We start from the raw sequence: 16,836 nt of genomic DNA on the forward strand, positions 1-16,836 counted from the left end.
GGTTCGGGACTTTGTCCTGACAAAGTACCACGGCTGGTCTGCGACCCGCTGACGACAGACGGGAGGCGCGGCGCCAGCTGGCACCGCGCCTCCCGTCCGACACGTCCTGCGACTAGACCACCGGGGTCGGAGCCGCGTAGGTGAGCGGCCCGTCGACGCGTGCGACGTCGTGCCAGGCGCCGTCGGCGAGCGAGGCCTCGGCCGCCTCGACGATGGACGCAGCCGCCAGGCCGTCGGCGACCGACGGCGCGAGCTGCTGCCCACGCTGCACGCTCGCGATGAACTGCGCCGCCTCGATCGTCTTCAGGTCGTCGTAGCCCATGGCCGTGCCCGCGCCGGGCTGGAACCGTGCGAAGTCCCCGTCGCCTGGTGCGACCAGGTGCGTGGTGTACCCGTCGACCTCGGTGCCGTCGAGGAACACCTCGAGTTCGTTGAGACGCTGGAAGTCCCAGCGCACCGAGCCCCGCGTGCCGTAGACCTCGATCGTGTACTCGGCGTGCGGGCCACGCATCACCCGGCTGGAGTCCATCGTGCCGACCGCGCCGTCCTCGAAGCGGAACAGCAGGGCGGCGTAGTCCTCGTTCTCGACCGCCTTGCGCTCCCCCGTCGCCGCGGCAGACCGGTCGACGATGCCGGCGCCGGGGAGGGGCCGGTCGGTGATGAACGTCTCGGCGAGCGCCGTGACGCTCGCGATGCGCCCGACGACGTACTGCGCCAGGTCGAGGCCGTGCGAGAGCAGGTCGCCGAGCACCCCGGAGCCCGCGCGCTCCCGCTCGAAGCGCCACGTCAGCGGCGCATCGGGGTCGGACGAGTAGTCGGCGAGCAACGACCCGCGCACGTTCGTGATCCGCCCGAGACGACCGCTCCGGACGAGTTCACGCGCCCGTTCGATCGCCGGGGCATGCCGGTAGTTGAAGCCGACGCTCGTGATGACGCCCGCGCGCTTGACGGCGTCGTGGATGTCGCGGGAGTCGCTGGCGTACCGGCCCATCGGCTTCTCGATCCAGAACGGCTTGCCGGCGGCTGCCGCGGCGACGGCCATCTCGCGGTGCAGGAAGTTCGGCGAGCAGATCGAGACGACGTCGACCTCGGGGTCGGCGAGCACCTCGTGGTAGTCGGCGACGGCGCGCTCGTACCCCAGGCGGGCGAGGGCCTGCTGGCGGGCCTCGGGCACGGGGTCGGCGGCCACGACGAGTCGAGGGTGCACACCGAGTTCGGGGAAGTGGTCGGGCAGCGCCCGGTAGGCCCGCGAGTGCAGACGTCCCATCCAGCCGACGGAGATCAGGCCGACGCCGATCGTGTCTCGCCCGGCTGTGCCGTTCGCCGTGCTCATGCCGCGGGCACGATGATGTCGCGGACCAGGGCATCGAGCTGGGCGTCGGCGTCGAGGAACTGGCGCAGGGTCGTGACCGTCGCGCCGAACCGTTCGAACTCGTCGATCGTCATGCCGTCGACGTCGTACCCACGGGCGAACTCGGGCGTCGCGGCACGCAGCGCGTCCAGCACCTGCGCGGGGACCTCGTCGTCGATGGCGTCCGGGCGGAACGGGACCGCATTGTCGTTGATGTCCTTGGCCCACTGGAACGGCGGGGAGATCACCAGGTCACCACCCTGGAACTCCGACCACTGCAGCGCGTTGCGGAAGGCCGCGACGAGCACCCGCGAGCGGAACCCGCGCTGCCGGAAGACCCGGTGGGCGTGCTTCACAGCGGCGACGCCGGCCCACTCCAGGTACCCGGGATCGATCAGCACGTGGTCGCGTTTGACGACGGTCTTCAGCCAGTCGTCCAGGCGACCGGCCATCAGGGTGACGACGTGGCCGAACTCCTGGTCGGGCAGACCGTCGGCAGCGCGGCGGTCGAGCGCACGCTCGATCGCCTCGCCGACGGCGACGACCTGGGCGACCGTGAACGAGACGGTCGCGTTGATCGAGACGCCTCGGTACGCGGCCTCTTCGATCGCGGCGATGCCGGTCCTGGTCGCGGGGATCTTCACGATGATGTTCGGTGCCAGGCCGGAGAACCGCACGGCCTGCTCGACCAGGGCGTCGCGGTCGCGGTGCAGGCGCGGGTCGGTCTGCATCGACAGCCGTCCGTTCCGCCCGCCAGATGCCTGGAACGCCGGCAGCAGCTGCTCGGCGGCAGCGATGGAGAGCTCTTCGACGGCCTTCCAGCCGATCCAGGACTCCCCCGCGGTCGGGTGGTCTGCTGCGATCTGGCGGATGCGCGGGACCCAGGTGCCGGGGTCCTGCTTGATGCAGGTGTAGGCGATGACCGGGTTGCACGTGGCCCCGACGGCGCCGTACTCGTGGATGGCGGTGGCGAGCTCGTGCGGGTCGGCGGAGTCGTTCCACAGCGCCGTGATCGTCTGTTCCGACGCCTGCAGGGTGACGGGACGGGTGTCGGGAGCGTCGTGCGGGCCGGCCCCGTCGTGCGCGCTGGCCCCGTCGTGCGTGCTGGTCGTCGATGCGGTCGGTGCGGTCGTCATCCGTGCAGTCCCTTCGTGATCGTGTCGAGCTGGGCACGCGAGACTCGGTCAGCGTCCTCGTCCTCGGCGAAGACGCTCGACACCGCGACGGTGTCCTCGCGGGCCGAGAAGCCGACGCGGTCGAGGGCCGCCCAGAAGCGGTCGAAGTCGACGTCGCCCTGCCCCACCTGCAGGTGCTGGTGCACGCGCACGGCGTTCCCCGGTGGGTTCGTGATGTACCGCAACCCGTGGGAGCGGTGGTGGTCGAAGGCATCGGCCACGTGGACCAGCTGCAGGGAGTCCCCCGCGGCGTCGATGATCGCGTCCATGTCGCCGCCGTAGTGGAACGTGTGGCAGGCGACGTAGACGAACCCGACGTGGTTCGAGTTGAGGCCGCGGATCACGCGCAGGGCCTGGAGTCCGTCCTCGACGAAGTCGTCCGGGTGCGGGTCGATGAGCACGCGAAGGTCGGCGTCCTCGATGATCGGCAGCAGTTCCTCCATCGCCCAGTAGAACTGCGCCTCGGACTCCTCTGCGCGCTCGGGGCGACCCGAGAACTCCGTGTTGATGGTGTCGACGCCCAGGCGCTTGGTGATCTCGATGACGCGCTTCCACTGCTTGACGGCGGTCTCGCGGGTCTCGCGGTCGGGGCCGGACCACCGCAGCACCGGCAGCACACTGGCCAGCTGCACCCCGGCGTCCGTGCACGCTGCGGCGAACGCGTCGACCAGATCGTCGTCGGCCTTGGGGTGTCGGAAGAACGGGATGAAGTCCTGGTGCGGGGTCAGCTGCAGGTACTCGTACCCCAGGTCGGCCACCTTCTGCGGGAACTCGAGCAGCGACAGGTCGTGGTGGAACGACGTGGGGTCGAGGGCGATCTTCGGCACGGGCTACGCCCCCAGCAGCGCCGTGGTGTCGGCAGCGTCGTAGAAGGCCGGCTTCGCCGTGGCGTACGTGACGCGCTCGAGGGCGCCGGACTGCTGCGCGCGGACCGCGACCTCGGCCACGACCGACGCGGTGTAGCCGTCCCAGGCGCTCGGGCCGTCGATGCCGCCGGTGCGTGCCGCGTCCACCCAGCGCTGCACTTCTTCGTCGTAGGCGGCACCGAAGCGCTCGACGAACGACGGTGTGACGCCCTGGCCGGAGACGCCCTGCGACACGAGGTTGAGCGAGGTCTCGCGGCCGATGTACGCCACGCCCGACTCGAACACGGCGTCGGTGGTGACCTGGTAGCCGAACTGGGCGTTCACGTTGATCTCGACGATCGCCATGGTGCCGGACTCGGTGGTGAACAGGACGAACTGCGGTTCGGGCAGGTCGGCCGGTGCCAGCGAGTTCTTGCGGGGCTTCTTCACCTCGACGCTCGTGATCGCCTCGCCGGTGATGAACGGGATGATGTCGATCTCGTGGATCACCGAGTCGTGGATGAGCATCGACTCGCTGAAGTTCGGCGGGGTCGTCGGGTTACGGTGTGCGTGGTGCAGCGCGAGCAGGGCCCCGTTCGCCCCGGACTCCCGCAGGGCGCGGAGCTCTTGGTAGCCCTTGTCGAAGCGCCGCATGAACCCGACCTGGATCTTCGGCCGGTCGGACGACGCCTGCTCGAGCTCGACGATGCGCAGGGAGTCCTCGGCGCTGGTCGTCAGCGGCTTCTCGCACAGCACTGCCAGACCATGCTCGATCGCCGGCACGAGCACCGGCTCGTGCAGGAAGCCCGGCGTGGCGACGATGACCGCGTCGATCTCGGTGCTGTCGAGGGCGTCCTCGAACGACGCCGCGGTGATCGCTCCGGGCGCCTTCGCCGCCGCGGCGGTGGCACGGGCGGTGTCCGGGTCGACGATCGCGACGACGTCCGCACCGGCGATGGTCGACGTGATGCGGCGGATGTGGTCGCTGCCCATGGCGCCCGCGCCGACGACGGCGACGCGGAGGTTGTCAGTGGTGCTCATGCTGTGCTCCTGCAGTGGTGTTGTGGATCGCGGTGCGTCAGGACGCGCGGGCGGCCGAGGTCGAGCCGAAGATGTGCTGGAACGTCCGCTCGGCGATGGGGCCGGGGGCGTCGACCGAGCAGCCGTACATGTCCTGTTCGACGATGCCGAAGACGTCGGGGTTGATCGCAGCGACGGCCTCGATGATCGGAGCGAGTTCCGGGGTGCCGTTCGGCGGCTCGGTCATGATGCCCTGCGCCACGGCGGTGGCGAACGGCACGTCGTTCTTCAGCACGTCGAACAGCAGGTCGGTGTCGACCTGCTTCAGGTGCAGGTACCCGATCCGCTCGGGGTGCTCGGCGATGAGCTTGAGGTTGTCGCCGCCGTAGTAGCTGAAGTGCCCCGTGTCCAGGCAGAGGTTCGTGTACCGCGGGTCCGTGACGGACAGGAAGCGCACGGTCTCCTTGTACGTGCCGACGTGACTGTCGGCGTGCGTGTGGAACTGCTGGTGGACGCCGAACTCCTCGAGCAGGGCCTTGCCGAGCTGGTCGTGCCCCTTGCCCAGGCGCTGCCACTGGTCGTCGTCGAGCGTGCGGGACTCGAGGACCTCTTCGGTCGCGTCGGAGCGCCACAGGTCGGGGATCGTGACCAGGTGCTCGGTGCCGAGTGCTGCCGCCAGCCCGGCGACCGCCACGGCCTGGTCCCAGGCACGCTGGAACTGGTCGTCACCCTTGTGGAACCCCGTGAACACCGTGCCGGCCGACAGCTTCAGCCCACGCGATGCGAGCTCGTCCGACAGCTCGGACGGGTCGGTCGGCAGGTACCCGTACGGCCCGAGCTCGATCCACTCGTACCCGGCAGCGGCGGCTTCGTCGAGGAAGCGCTGCCACGGCACCTGCTTCGGGTCGTCTGCGAACCAGACGCCCCACGAGTCAGGGGCGGTGCCGATGCGGATCGAGGCGGCGGTGGCGGTGTCGGTCATGACGGCGTCGTCTTCCTTCTGTGCGGTGGTGTGGGTCAGCCGAGCAGGGGCCGCTGGGCGGCGACCTGCTGCTCGTAGGCGGCGCGGGCCTGCTGGGTGCTGGGCAGCGTCGACGTCTGGGCGACGGGGACGTCCCACCAGCCGTTGCCGTCCGGGGCGTACACGAGCGGGTCCGAGTTGATGTGGACGAGCGTGGTGTGGTCGTTCGCCTTCGCCTGGCGCACCGCGTCCCGCAGGTCCTGGATCGCGTCCGGGCCGGGCTGCACCTCGATGACGTCGACGCCGTACGAGCGGGCATTGGCCGCCAGGTCGACGGGCAGCGGCTCGCCGTTCTCGAACGACTGCGTCTCGTCCAGGTAGCGGTACCGGGTGCCGTACCGCTCGGAGCCGACGGTCTCGGACAGGTGCCCGATCGACGCGTACCCGTGGTTCTGGATGAGCACGACGATGATCTTGATGCCCTCGGCCACCGCGGTGACGAGCTCGGTGTGCAGCATCAGGTACGAGCCGTCGCCCACCATCACGATCGCATCGCGGTCCGGAGCCGCACGGCGCACCCCGATGCCGCCCGCGATCTCGTACCCCATGCACGAGAACGCGTACTCGACGTGGTACCCGAGTTCGTCGCGGACGCGCCACAGCTTGTGCAGGTCGCCGGGCAGCGATCCCGCTGCCTGGATGACGACGTCGCGCGGGTCGGACACGGACTGCACCGCGCCGATGATCTCGGCCTGCCCGGGCAGTGCGTTGCCCGACGGGGCGAACGCCGCGTCGACGACGGCGTCCCAGTCCCGCTTTCGCGTGGCGATCTCGGCGGCGTACCCGGCCTCCACCGAGTACGACGCGAGCTCGGCCTGCAGCGCGACCAGTGCCTCACGCGCGTCTGCCACGAGCGGCAGCTGCGACCCGTGCTTGTAGGCGTCGAAGGCCGCGACGTTGACGTTGACGAACGTGACGTCCGGGTCCTGGAACGCGGTACGCGACGCGGTCGTGAAGTCGCTGTACCGGGTGCCGATGCCGATCACGACGTCGGCCTGTGCGGCGACCGCGTTGGCTGCCGCGGTGCCGGTCGCACCGATGCCACCCAGGTACTGCGGGTGGTCCCACACGAGCGCGCCGCCACCGGCCTGCGAGGTGCCGACCGGGATCCCGGTGGCCTCGACGAACGCCGCGAGCTCGGCCGCGGCGTCGGAGTACAGTACGCCACCACCGGCGACGATCACGGGGCGGGACGCACTGCGGATCGCAGCGACGGCCCGCGCCAACGGCCCGCGCTCGGGCAGCGGGCGACGGATGTGCCACTCGCGCGGCTGCAGGAACGCGACGGGGACGTCGAGCTGCTCGGCCTGCACGTCCTCGGGCAGGGCGATGGTCACCGCACCCGTCTCGGCGGGGTCGGTCAGCACGCGCATGGCGGCGAGCGCGATCGAGAACAGCTGCTCGGGTCGCTCGACGCGGTCGAAGTAGCGCGACAGCGGCCGGAAGGCATCGGTCACCTGCAACGACGTGTCGTGCGGCAGCTCGATCTGCTGCAGCACCGGGTCGGTGGTGCGGGTGGCGAAGGTGTCCGACGGCAGCAGCAGCGCGGGCAGCCGGTTCGTCGTGGCGAGTGCCGCCGCCGTCAGCATGTTCGCCGCACCGGGGCCGACCGACGCCGTCGCCGCGAAGGTCGCACGACGACGGTGCATCCGGGCGAACCCGACGGCCTGGTGCACCATCGCCTGCTCGTTGCGGGCCTGGTAGTAGGGCAGCAGCCCGGGCTGCTCGACGTGGAGCTGCTTGATGGCCTGCCCGACGCCCGCGACGTTGCCGTGCCCGAAGATGCCGAAGATCCCGGGGATGGTGCGTTCGCGGACGTCCCCGTCGACGGTCCACTGGTTCGCCAGGAACTCGACCAGGGCCTGGCCGACGGTCATGCGGCGCGTCTCGGTCACGCGTTCGTCCTTCCGTAGGGCAGACGCGGGTCGATGTCTTCCGACTCCCACACCTGCCGGACCCAGCCGTGCGCGGGGTCGTCGGTGATGTTCCAGACGCGCTCCGGGTCGGGCCCGGCCATCACGTTGAGGTAGTACATGTCGTAGCCGGGGGCGGCCACGGCGGGTCCGTGCCAGCCGTACGGCACCAGGGCGATGTCGCCGGTGCGGACCTGACGGAACTCGTCGATGGGGCGGTCGTCCGAGGCGTACGTGCGGTGCAGCGCGAACGGCTCGGCTGTGTCGGGGGCGTCCACGCCACGGGCCACGGCGGACTCGTAGTAGTAGATCTCCTCGAGGTTCGACTCGGCGCCGTCGCGGTGGGTGTCGTGCTTGTGCGGCGGGTACGACGACCAGTTGCCCGCGGGCGTGATCACCTCGCACACGATGGCCTTGGCGGCGTCGAGCGCGGCCGGGGTGCCGAAGTTGTGCACCTGCCGGCTGGACTGCCCGGCGCCGCGGAGCTCGACCGGCACGTCCTGGCGCGCGATGTACGTGCTCGGATGCACCTGGTCGGTGGGGACCTCGGCGACGGCGACCCGACCGGAGCCGGTGATCGTCGCCGACGAGCCGGAGCCCAGGTAGAGCACGTCGGTCGGACCGTCGAAGACGCTCGCACGCCCCTCGAGCGCCTGCGACCCGGTGCCGGCAGCACCGGCGAAGGCGACGTCGAAGCTGCCGGCCAGGGGCACGACGATGCGCTCGACGGCCGCGGACTGCAGGCGGAGCTCGCCGCCGTCGGTCAGTGTGCCGGTGCGCAGACCGGTGTGCGCCCAGCCGTCGATGCGGCCGTCGACCACGTCGGTCCAGTCGTCGTCCGGCCGGCTGCCCCGTGGGATGAACCAGGTGTTCTCCATGCCCTGATCAGCCGTTCGACGGGAAGCCGAGGTTGATGCCACCGTGCGACGGGTCGAGCCACCGCGAGGTGATCGCCTTCTGCCGCGTGAAGAAGCTCACGCCGTCGGCGCCGTAGGCCTTGTGGTCGCCGAACAGCGAGTTCTTCCAGCCGCCGAACGAGTAGTACGCGACCGGCACCGGGATCGGGACGTTGATGCCGATCATGCCGACCTGCACGTCGCGCTGGAACCGGCGGGCAGCGCCACCGTCGTTGGTGAAGATGGCGGTGCCGTTGCCGAACGCGCCCGAGTTGATGAGCTCGAGGCCTTCTTCGTAGGTGGCGACGCGGACGACGGACAGCACCGGCCCGAAGATCTCCTCGGTGTAGACGCGGCTGGTCGTCGGGACCCGGTCGATCAGCGTCGGGCCGAGCCAGAAGCCGTTCGTGTCGCCGTCGGGCTGCACGGTCCGACCGTCGACGACAACGACCGCACCGTCCTGCTCGGCGACCTCGATGTACGAGGCGACCTTGTCGCGGTGCTGCTTCGTGACGAGCGGGCCCATGTCACAGCCGCGGCGTCCGTCGCCGATGCGCAGCGTGGCCGCACGCTCGGCGATCTTCTGGATGAGCTCGTCGGCGACGGGTTCGACCGCGACGACGACCGAGATCGCCATGCAGCGCTCGCCCGCTGAGCCGAAGCCCGCGTTGACGGCGTTGTCCGCCACCAGGTCCAGGTCGGCGTCGGGCAGCACCAGCATGTGGTTCTTCGCCCCGCCCAGGGCCTGCACGCGCTTGCCGTGCTTGGTGCCGGTCTCGTAGACGTACTGCGCGATCGGGGTCGAGCCGACGAACGAGATGGACTCGACGTCCGGGCTGGTCAGCAGCCCGTCGACCGCGGCCTTGTCGCCGTTCAGCACGTTGAAGACCCCGTCGGGCAGCCCGGCCTCGCTGAACTTGGCCGCCAGCCAGAGCGCGGCGCTCGGGTCCTTCTCGCTCGGCTTCAGCACGACGGTGTTGCCCGCGGCGATGGCGATCGGCAGGAACCACAGCGGCACCATGGCCGGGAAGTTGAACGGGCTGATGATGCCCACGACACCGAGCGGCTGGCGGATCGAGTAGACGTCGATGCCGGTGGACACCTGGTCGCTGAACTCGCCCTTGAGCAGCTGCGGGATGCTCGTCGCGAGCTCGACGACCTCTTGCCCGCGGGCGATCTCACCCAGTGCGTCGTCGATCACCTTGCCGTGCTCGCTCGTGATGATCTCGGCGAGCTCGGCCTTGTCGCGGTTCAGGATCTCGCGGAAGGCGAAGAGGATCTGCTGACGCTTGGCGAGCGAGCGTTCGCTCCACGCCGGGAACGCGGCCTTGGCGCTGGCGATCGCCGCCTGGATCTCGTCCTGGTTCGCCAGGGCGACCTGCTTGGTCGCGACGCCGAGCGCCGGGTCGTAGACGGGGGCGGTCGAGCCGGAGGTCGACGCGACGTTCGCGCCGTCGATCCAGTGCCCGATGGTGGTGGTGGCCTGGTCGGTGATCGTCATGCGGTGGTTCCTTCCGGGATGGACGAGTCCATGGTGCTGGTGCCGGCGAGCCGCGCGGCTGGGTCGTGCGCTCCTGTGGACGACCCGACCCGGGCCTCCAGGCTGTGGGCGGAACCGCTGTCGGCAGAACCGCTGTGGACGAGCCCGGCGGCCACGTCGACGGCAGCAGCCACGTCGCCGTCCGGCGGGTAGAGCAGGGTCCGTCCGACCACGAGACCGCGCACGCCCGGCAGGGCGAGTGCGTCCGCCCACCGGGCGTACGTCTCGAGCGGGCGGGACGACGGGTCGCCACCGAGCAGCAGTGTCGGCAGCGTCGTCGCCGCCATCACCCGCTCCATGTCGTCGACCACGGGGATCTTGAGCCAGCTGTAGGCGCTGGTCTCGCCGAGGCCCGCGGCGATCGCCATCGAGGTGATCACGGCGTCCGCGGTCAGGTCGTTGACCACCTTGCCGTCACGCCAGTCCGACATGAACGGCTCGAGCATGATCGGCAGCTGGTGGGCTGCGGCCTCGGAGACCGCACGGGCCGTGGCCTCGAGCGTCGGGGCCGTGCCCGCGTCCGACAGGTTCACGCGCACCAGCAGCTTGGCGAAGTCGAGGCCCGCCTGCTTGATCGCGGCGGCGGAGTAGGCGGTGTAGCGGTCGTCCATCTCGAACGTCGCGCCCCGCAGCCCGCCGCGGTTCATCGAGCCGACGACGACCTTGCCGTCGAGCGCGCCGAGCAACGCCAGGTCCTCCAGGACGTCGGGCGTGCCGAGCACCCCGTCGACCCCGGGGCGGCTGACGGCGACGACGAGCCGTTCGAGCAGGTCGTAGCGGTCCGCCATCGCCGAGGCGTCGTCACGGACGGCGAGCGCACCGCGTGCAGGGTGGTCGGCAGCGACGATGAAGAGCTTGCCGTCGTCGCCGAGCAGCGGCCGGCGGGTGCGGGCGGCGAGGGTCTGGGCGACGCGTTCCGGCGAACCGGCGCGGACGTCGCGCAGCCGGGCGAAGTCGGCAGGGCTGATCTCAGGCACGGATGGCCTCCTCCGTCGGGTTCTCCTGCAGGAACCGCTCGATCTCGTCGCTCGTCGGCATGGCCGTGGAGCACTCGAAGCGCGTCGCCACGATGGCGCCGGCGGCGTTCGCGAAGGCCAGGGTGCGCTCGAGGCCCCAGCCCTGCAGCAGCCCGTGCACCAGCGCACCGCCGAAGCCGTCACCGGACCCCAGCCCGTTGACGACGTCGATGTGGTGGGGGCGGAGCTCGACGAACTCGTCGCGGGTCTTCGCGAGCACGCCCTTGGGGCCCTGCTTCACGATCGCGATCTCGACGCCACGCTCGAGCAGTGCGTCGGCCGCGCGGACGGGTTCCGTCTCGCCCACCGCGACCTCGCACTCCTCGCGGTTGCCGACGGCGACGGTGGCGTGCTCGAGGGCGACGGCGACCTCGCGCGTCGCGGCCTCGGGCGTCGACCAGAACATCGGTCGGTAGTCCAGGTCGAGCACCGTGTACATCCCTCGGGCAAGCGTCGCTTCGCTCCGCGCCCGCAATGCGGCGTGGTGCGCGCTGCGGCTCGGCTCCTCGCTCAGCCCGGTCACCGTGGTCCAGAACACCCGCGCGCGCTCGATCTCGTGCAGCGGCAGGGACTTCGTCGTGATCATCAGGTCCGGGGCCTTGGGCGCCCGGTAGAAGTACAGCGGGAAGTCGTCCGGCGGGAAGATCTCACAGAACGCCACGGGCGTGTTCAGTCCGTCGACGGTCTCGATGAACGTGTTCGCGACGCCGAACTCCGGCAGGGTGCGGGCGATGTACCGGCCGAACGGGTCGTTGCCCGTGCGGGTGATGACCGCGGCGTCGGCTCCGTGCCGCGCGGCGGCGATGGCGACGTTGGTGGCGCTGCCGCCCACGGACTTCGAGAACGTCTCGACGTCCTCGAGCGGGCCCGTCTGCTGCGGGTAGACATCGACGCTCACGCGTCCCATGGTGATCACGTCGTAGGCGTGGGGGGTGTCGTTCGTCATGCGACGCGAGGGGACCTTCCGTGCGGCTTCATCGGCGGACGGTCACGACTGTACACCGCACTTGGCCTAATGTCATTACATGGCTGGCACGGGCCGGTCTGGAGGCTCGCCCGGCTCCGCCACGCCGCTGTCGGTGGGACCTGGGAAGGTCTGGGCATGGACTTCACCGCCCTGCTCATCGGCCTGCTGCTCGGTCTGCTCGTGGGCGCCCTGGCGGGCGCCGCGGTCGCACGCGCCCGCGCCGGTGCCGGTGCTGCCTCGGCCACCGCGACCGCCGATGCCCTGCGGGTGCGCCTGGACGAGGTCCGCCACGACGCCGAGGACCGCCTCGACGCGCAGGACACCCAGTACCGGCGTCAGGTGGACTCACTCGAACGCCGGGCCGCCGAGCTCGAGCACCTGGTGCAGCGCATGCACGGTGCCGAGTCCGCCCGGGCCCAGGACGAGTCGAAGGTGCTCACCGCGCTCAGCCCGGTCGCCGACACGCTCGACGTCATGCGCGCGAAGATCGCCGAGCTCGAACGCGCCCGCAGCGAGCAGTACGGGGCGATCTCCACCCAGCTGCGCTCGGCCGCCGAGTCCGAGGAACGCCTGCGTGCCACCGCGGAGACCCTGGCGAGTGCCCTGTCGTCGAACAACACCCGCGGGGTGTGGGGCGAGACCCAGCTGCGCAACGTGGTGGAAGCCGCCGGCCTGCTGGAACGGGTCGACTTCGACGTGCAGTCCTCCACCACCACCTCGGCGGGTGCCGCGCGACCGGACATGATCGTGCACCTGCCCGGCGGCAAGAGCATCGCGGTCGACGCCAAGGTGCCCTTCAGTGCCTACCTGCAGGCCGCCGAGATCCCCGCGACGGCCACCGGCGCCGAGGGAGCACGTCGTGACGCCCTGATCGCGCAACACGTCAAGGCGCTCCGATCGCACGTCGATGCCCTGGCAGCGCGCGAGTACTGGTCCGGGTACGACGCCTCCCCCGAACTGACGATCGCGTTCATCCCGTCCGAGTCCCTGATCGCCAGCGCCCTGGCCGCCGACCCCGGGCTGCTCGACCACGCGTTCCGCAAGCGGGTCGCACTCGCGTCGCCGGTCACGCTGTGGTCGGTGCTCAAGACGGTGGCGTTCTCGTGGCAGCAGGACGTCGTCACCGCCGAGGCGCGTGAGCTGTTCCGGGTGTCGCGCGAGCTGTACGGGCGGCTGTCGACGATGGCCGGGCACGTCGACAAGCTCGGACGCTCGATCCGGGGCAGTGTCGTCGACTACAACCGGTTCGTGGGGTCGCTCGAGCGGCAGGTGCTGCCGAGTGCCCGGCGTCTCTCGCTGCTCGACGAGTCCAAGGTGATCGCGGAGCCGACCTCGATCGAGGACGAGCCACGGCTGCTGACGTCGCCCGAGCTCGTCGGGGCGCTCGACGACGACTGAGCGATGGCCCCGGCGGCCCCGGTGACCGCCATCAGCGCATCACGCCCCCGGACGGACATCGCGCCCCGTGGGAACGGGGCGCGATGGTCGTGCGGGGGTGCGACTCGGATCACACGCGGTGGATCAGAACCACTTCTCGGCGCGGTGGTCCGCCTGGATGCGGCGGATGGTGTTCGAGCGCGACCGCAGCACCAGCGAGTCGGTGTGGATCACGCCGCGCGAGCGACGGACGCCGTCGACGAGCACGCCGTCGGTGACACCGGTCGCGACGAAGAACGTGTTGTCGCCCGTCACCAGGTCGTCCTGGTCGAGGACCTTGTCCAGGTCGTGTCCCGCGGCGACGGCCTTCTCGCGCTCCTCGTCGTCCTTCGGCTGGAGCTTGCCGAGCAGCACGCCACCGAGCGCCTTGATCGCGCACGCGGTGATGATGCCCTCGGGGGTGCCACCGACACCGACGCACATGTCGATGTTCGACCCGGGCAACGCGGCGGCGATGCCACCGGCGACGTCGCCGTCGAGCAGCAGCCGCGTGCCGGCACCCGTGGCGCGGATGGCGCGGATGAGTTCGTCGTGACGGGGGCGGTCGAGCACGGCGACGACCATGTCCTCGAGGTCCTTGCCCTTCGCCGCAGCGAGTGCGCGGATGTTGTCACCGATGGGCTTCTCGAGGTCGAGCACCCCGCGCCCCTCGGGTCCGGCGGCGATCTTGTCCATGTAGAACACGGCGCTCGGGTCGTACATCGAGCCGCGGTCCGACACGGCCATCACGGAGATGGCGTTCTGGCGGCCGGCGGCGGTGAGCGAGGTGCCGTCGATCGGGTCGACCGCGATGTCGCACGCGGGGCCGTGACCGTTGCCGACGTGCTCGCCGTTGTACAGCATCGGGGCGTTGTCCTTCTCGCCCTCACCGATCACGACGACGCCGTCGAAGTTCACCGTGCCGAGGAACTTGCGCATCGCGTCGACCGCGGCACCGTCGGCCAGGTTCTTCTCGCCACGACCCACCCACGGCTGCGCCCGGATCGCCGCCGCCTCGGTCGCACGCACGAGTTCGAGTGCCAGGTTGCGGTCGGGCTGGAGGAACAGGGAGCCGGTTTCAGTCGTGGGAGTCACGCCTGCCAGCCTACTCAGCCACGGCCTGCCGGCCGGCCTCCGCGCACGGATGTGCACGGGCGCTCGAGGCGACCACGCGCCCGACGTGAGCCGAGCCGGGGCCCCGCACCGCTCCTCCAGTGGGTCTGACTACGATCGGAGCGGACGCCACCGAGTCGAAGGAGATCCACGTGCCCATCGCAACGCCGGAACAGTACGCCGAGATGATCGACCGCGCGAAGGCCGGCAAGTTCGCCTACCCCGCGGTCAACGTGTCCTCGTCACAGACCATCAACGCCGTCCTGCAGGGCCTGACCGAGGCCGGCTCGGACGGCATCATCCAGGTCACCACGGGTGGCGCCGACTACTTCGCCGGCCAGACCGTGAAGAACCGCGCTGCCGGTGCGCTCGCGATGGCGGCCTTCGCCCACGAGGTCGCGAAGAACTACCCGATCACGGTGGCCCTGCACACCGACCACTGCCCCAAGGACGCCCTGGACGGCTTCGTGCTCCCGCTCATCGCGGCCAGCGAAGAAGAGGTCCGCCACGGCCGCAACCCGATCTTCCAGTCGCACATGTGGGACGGCTCGGCCGTGCCGCTCGACGAGAACATCGAGATCGCCCGCACCATGATCGAGAAGACCCGCAACATCAACGCCATCCTCGAGGTCGAGATCGGCGTCGTCGGCGGCGAAGAGGACGGTGTCGAGCACGAGGGCACGAACGACGCCCTGTACACGACCCCGAACGACGTCGAGCGGGTCGTCGACGCACTCGGTCTGGGTGACAAGGGCCGCTGGATCGCCGCGCTGACCTTCGGCAACGTGCACGGCGTCTACAAGCCCGGCAACGTCAAGCTGCGACCGGAACTGCTCGGTGAGATCCAGGCAGCGGTCGCCGCCAAGCACGGCACCGGCGAGAACCCGCTCGACCTGGTCTTCCACGGCGGCTCCGGCTCGACCGACGACGAGATCCACCAGGCGGTCCGCAACGGCGTCATCAAGATGAACATCGACACGGACACGCAGTACGCGTTCACGCGCTCGATCGCCGGGTCGATGTTCAGCAACTACGAGGGCGTCCTGAAGCTCGACGGCGAGGTCGGCAACAAGAAGCAGTACGACCCGCGCGCCTGGGGCAAGGTCGCCGAGACGGCGATGGCCGCCCGCGTGGGACAGGCCGCGACGGTCCTCGGCTCGGCCGGCAACAGCAAGAGCTAGCCCAGTCACGTCCAGATCGGACAGGAGGCACGGGGCGCGTCCGACGGACGCGCCCCGTTCTGCGTCTGGTCACCCCGGGCCCGTGCCACGATGGTCGGGTGACCGCCGACGCCATCGCCTCCGAGTTCGCCCACTTCGTCACCGAGTCGCCGACGGCGTTCCACGCCGCGGCCGTAGCCCGCGACCGACTCGTCGCGGCCGGCTTTGCCGAGCTCGACGAACAGGACGCCTGGCCGACCGAGCCCGGCGCCTACGTGGTGGTCCGCGACGGTGCGGTCATCGCGTGGCGGCTGCCCGCCGGAGCGACCGCGACCACGCCGTTCCGGATCCTCGGCGCGCACACCGACTCCCCCGGGTTCCGCCTGAAGCCGAACCCGGTCGTCCGGGTCGGCGGATGGGAGCAGCTCAACGTCGAGGTCTACGGCGGACCGATCCTGTCGACGTGGTTCGACCGCGACCTGCGCATCGCCGGACGGGTCGTGCACGGCGACGGCACGGTCACCCTGCTCGACACCGATGCCGTGGCGCGCATCCCCAACCTGGCGATCCACCTGGACCGCGGCGTCAACACCGGCAACGAGATCGACCGCCAGCGCCACACGCTCCCCGTGGTCGGCACGGACGGCTCCGAGGCCAGCGGCGTCGACGCGCTGGCCTGGCTGCGCGCCCGGGTCGGGGAGACGGCGGTGTCGTGGGACCTGTTCCTCGCCGACACCCAGGCACCCGCCCGGGTCGGCATCGACGGCTCGTTCCTGGCGTCCGGCCGGATGGACAACCTGACGAGCGTGCACGCGGGGCTCCGCGGCATCGTCGAGGCACCCGCCGACGGCGACCACATCCCGGTGTTCGCGGCGTTCGACCACGAAGAGGTGGGCTCCGCGACGCCGTCGGGCGCGGGTGGCCCGTTCCTGCCGGACGTCCTCGGCCGCGTGCAGGAGGGCCTCGGCGCCACCCGCTCCGAGGCCGCGCGGGCGTTCCGCGCCTCGTGGTTGCTGTCGAGCGACGCCGGGCACCTGGTGCACCCGAACTACTCGGACAAGCACGACCCGACCAACCGGCCCCGCCCGGGCGGCGGTCCGCTGCTGAAGATCAGCGCGAACCAGCGCTACATGACCGAGGCCAAGGGCGAGGCGGTCTTCGCTGCCGCCTGCGCCGCGGCCGGCGTGTCGTACCAGCCGTTCGTCAACGTGAACACGATCGCGGGCGGCTCGACCATCGGCCCGATCGCGGCGACCCGACTCGGCATCCCGACCCTCGACATCGGCGTGGGGCTGCTGTCGATGCACTCGGTCCGCGAACTCGTGCACGTCGAGGACCTGGCCGCGCTGCACGGCGCGGTCGCGGCCTTCCTGGCGGACTGAGCGGGCCGAGCGGGCTGAGCG

Annotated in this window: 14 protein-coding genes; 3 read left to right on the plus strand and 11 right to left on the minus strand. The window is 70.7% G+C overall.

Annotated elements, in window-relative coordinates:
* Nucleotides 1-112 precede the first annotated feature (112 nt).
* The 10 genes from MT346_RS03525 to iolC are packed head-to-tail and all read right to left on the minus strand — an operon-like array spanning nt 113 to nt 11,723.
* Entirely contained in the window at nt 113-1,333 is a 1,221-nt protein-coding gene (locus MT346_RS03525; protein ID WP_243561367.1) for a Gfo/Idh/MocA family protein, read from the minus strand.
* The gene (locus MT346_RS03530) at nt 1,330-2,487 is read right to left on the minus strand and encodes a transaldolase family protein (RefSeq protein WP_243561368.1); all 1,158 of its coding nucleotides are present in this window, start codon (nt 2,485-2,487) and stop codon (nt 1,330-1,332) included. The genes MT346_RS03525 and MT346_RS03530 overlap by 4 nt, the downstream gene beginning before the upstream one ends.
* Nucleotides 2,484-3,353 (minus strand): sugar phosphate isomerase/epimerase, encoded by an 870-nt coding sequence (locus MT346_RS03535; RefSeq protein WP_243561369.1) that lies wholly within the window; start codon nt 3,351-3,353, stop codon nt 2,484-2,486. The genes MT346_RS03530 and MT346_RS03535 overlap by 4 nt, the downstream gene beginning before the upstream one ends.
* Nucleotides 3,354-3,356: 3 nt before the next feature.
* On the minus strand, nt 3,357-4,412 hold the full coding sequence (locus MT346_RS03540) for a Gfo/Idh/MocA family protein (protein ID WP_243561370.1): 1,056 nt from the start codon (nt 4,410-4,412) through the stop codon (nt 3,357-3,359).
* A 37-nt stretch (nt 4,413-4,449) separates the two neighbouring features.
* Nucleotides 4,450-5,373: a sugar phosphate isomerase/epimerase gene (locus tag MT346_RS03545; protein ID WP_243561372.1), complete on the minus strand. Its 924-nt coding sequence runs from the start codon at nt 5,371-5,373 to the stop codon at nt 4,450-4,452.
* Between the two features lie 35 nt (nt 5,374-5,408).
* Nucleotides 5,409-7,289: a 3D-(3,5/4)-trihydroxycyclohexane-1,2-dione acylhydrolase (decyclizing) gene (iolD, locus tag MT346_RS03550; protein ID WP_243561451.1), complete on the minus strand. Its 1,881-nt coding sequence runs from the start codon at nt 7,287-7,289 to the stop codon at nt 5,409-5,411.
* Between the two features lie 14 nt (nt 7,290-7,303).
* Complete coding sequence (iolB, locus tag MT346_RS03555) at nt 7,304-8,203, minus strand: 5-deoxy-glucuronate isomerase (protein WP_243561374.1); 900 nt, start codon at nt 8,201-8,203, stop codon at nt 7,304-7,306.
* A gap of 7 nt (nt 8,204-8,210) precedes the next feature.
* Nucleotides 8,211-9,722, minus strand: a complete 1,512-nt coding sequence (locus tag MT346_RS03560; protein WP_243561375.1) for a CoA-acylating methylmalonate-semialdehyde dehydrogenase — start codon at nt 9,720-9,722, stop codon at nt 8,211-8,213.
* Entirely contained in the window at nt 9,719-10,738 is a 1,020-nt protein-coding gene (locus tag MT346_RS03565) for a class I fructose-bisphosphate aldolase (RefSeq protein ID WP_243561377.1), read from the minus strand. Before MT346_RS03565 ends, MT346_RS03560 begins: the two co-directional genes overlap by 4 nt.
* Nucleotides 10,731-11,723, minus strand: a complete 993-nt coding sequence (gene iolC / locus MT346_RS03570; protein WP_243561379.1) for a 5-dehydro-2-deoxygluconokinase — start codon at nt 11,721-11,723, stop codon at nt 10,731-10,733. Before iolC ends, MT346_RS03565 begins: the two co-directional genes overlap by 8 nt.
* 156 nt (nt 11,724-11,879) lie before the next feature.
* On the opposite strand from iolC, the gene MT346_RS03575 reads away from it, so the two are divergent.
* Nucleotides 11,880-13,142: a DNA recombination protein RmuC gene (locus tag MT346_RS03575; protein WP_243561381.1), complete on the plus strand. Its 1,263-nt coding sequence runs from the start codon at nt 11,880-11,882 to the stop codon at nt 13,140-13,142.
* 123 nt (nt 13,143-13,265) lie between these two features.
* On the opposite strand, the gene glpX is transcribed toward MT346_RS03575, so the two are convergent.
* The gene (gene glpX, locus MT346_RS03580) at nt 13,266-14,255 is read right to left on the minus strand and encodes a class II fructose-bisphosphatase (protein ID WP_243561382.1); all 990 of its coding nucleotides are present in this window, start codon (nt 14,253-14,255) and stop codon (nt 13,266-13,268) included.
* 170 nt (nt 14,256-14,425) lie between these two features.
* Between glpX and fbaA the strand changes: the two genes are divergently transcribed.
* Together fbaA and MT346_RS03590 are read left to right on the plus strand one after the other, a co-directional pair.
* Nucleotides 14,426-15,454, plus strand: a complete 1,029-nt coding sequence (fbaA, locus tag MT346_RS03585; protein WP_243561384.1) for a class II fructose-bisphosphate aldolase — start codon at nt 14,426-14,428, stop codon at nt 15,452-15,454.
* Between the two features lie 98 nt (nt 15,455-15,552).
* Nucleotides 15,553-16,815, plus strand: coding sequence for a M18 family aminopeptidase (locus tag MT346_RS03590; protein ID WP_243561385.1), 1,263 nt, complete (start codon nt 15,553-15,555; stop codon nt 16,813-16,815).
* Nucleotides 16,816-16,836: the final 21 nt, after the last annotated feature.

Origin of the sequence: Curtobacterium sp. VKM Ac-2922, from assembly GCF_022815645.1 — a bacterium.
GTDB lineage: Bacteria > Actinomycetota > Actinomycetes > Actinomycetales > Microbacteriaceae > Curtobacterium.